Source organism: Rubrivirga sp. (assembly GCF_049648075.1).
GTDB lineage: Bacteria > Bacteroidota > Rhodothermia > Rhodothermales > Rubricoccaceae > Rubrivirga.
Genome location: NZ_JBARYR010000624.1, coordinates 1 through 1,689, shown reverse-complemented (window position 1 = coordinate 1,689; position 1,689 = coordinate 1). Strand labels below are relative to the sequence as shown.

The 1,689-nt window shown below is 69.3% G+C and carries 1 protein-coding gene; it reads right to left on the bottom strand.

Annotated features, from left to right (window positions below):
- Window positions 1–33 precede the first annotated feature (33 nt).
- Window positions 34–1,689: GH36-type glycosyl hydrolase domain-containing protein (locus tag WBA11_RS17015; protein ID WP_424521836.1), on the bottom strand; the 1,656-nt coding region annotated here is incomplete at its 5' end.

Here is a 1,689-nt window from a genome sequence, read left to right as displayed (position 1 = left end):
AGTCGGCGCCCTCGAGGCCGAGACCGCGTTGAATCAGATGCGGAGGACCACCTCGTGCTCGGCGCCGTCCCTCATGATCGGGATGCGCACACGCGCGTCCTGCAGGTCAAGAATGGCGCCGTCGAGTGTCAGCGATGGGTCACTACCGCGCTCAACGGTGATCGTGTAGACCGTCCCCGAGCCGTCCGGCAGTCGGTAGCGGATGGAGAACCCGGGCCAGTCGGCGGGAATGCACGGCGCGAGCGTGATCGCGTCTCCGCCCTCGAGGCCGAACCCCAGGATCGACTCGACGGCCACGCGCCACATCCACCCGGCCGAGCCGGTGTACCATGTCCAGCCGCCGCGACCGACGTGCGGCGCCACGCCGTAGACGTCGGCGGCGATCACGTAGGGCTCGGTCATGTACGTCGCGACGGCTTCTCGGGAATCGCCGTGGCGGACCGGCGAGAGCATCGTCAAGAACAGCGCGGCACGCTCGCAGCGGCCCGCCTCGGCAAGCGCCCGAATGGCCCACAGCGCCGCGTGCGTGTACTGGCCCCCGTTCTCTCTCACGCCCGGCACGTACCCCTTGATGTAGCCGGGGTCGTGAGGCGTGACGTCGAACGGCGGGTCGAGCAGTCGGATCAGACCGGCGTCTTCGTCGACCAGCCGCGTCTCGAGGGCATCGAGGGCGAGGGCCGCGCGGTCCGGCGGTGCGGTCCCCGAGAGAACGGCCCAGGCCTGGGCGAGCGCGTCGATCTGGCACTCGTCGCTATCGGTCGAGCCCATCACAGCGCCGTCGTCGTAGAACGCCCGGCGGTACCAGGCGCCGTCCCAGCCGTCGGCGTTGAGCGCGGCCTCGAGGTCGGCGCGGTGCTGGCGGTAGCGCTCAGCGCGGGCGTCGTCACCGCGAGACAGGACGTGAGGCAGAAACGCGTCGATGGTGGCCGCCAGGAAAAACCCCATCCAGACGCTCTCACCGCGGCCCAGCCGCCCGACCCGGTTCATTCCGTCGTTCCAGTCGCCGACGCCCATCAGCGGCAGCCCGTGCTCGCCGACCTCGAGGGACCGGTCGACGGCCCGCGCCGCGTGCTCGTACACCGACGCCGACGTTCCGGCGTCGCGAGGCTGAAGGAATACCTCGTCCTGGCCGTCTTGGAGGACGGGCGCGGTCAGGAACCGGACGTCGTCCTCGAGGACGGACGCGTCGCCGGTCGTGGCGACGTACTGCGAGGCTAGAAGAGGAAGCCACAGCAGATCGTCGGCGAACCGCGTACGGATGCCTTTGGAGAGCGGAGGGTGCCACCAATGGAGCACGTCGCCTTCTTCGAACTGGTGCGCCGCGTTGCGGACGATCTGTGCGCGGGTGATGTCGGGCCGAGCGTAGACGAGGGCCGACGTGTCTTGGAGCTGGTCGCGGAAGCCGTACGCGCCACCGGATTGGTAGAACGCCGTCCGGCCCCACAGTCGGCACGACAGGTTCTGGTAGACGAGCCAGCCGTTGACCATCAGGTCGAGGGCGGGCTCCGGCGTCTCGATCTGAACCGCCGACGTGGTCTTGCGCCAGAACGCTTTTGTGTCCTCGATGGCGGCGTGCACGGCCTCGAGGTCGGAAAATTGAGCGGCGAGTGCGCGGGCCTCGTCACGATCCGCAGCTTCGCCCAGCAGGAAGGCGACCTCGAGGGTCTGACCGGCCTCGAGGTCGAATGC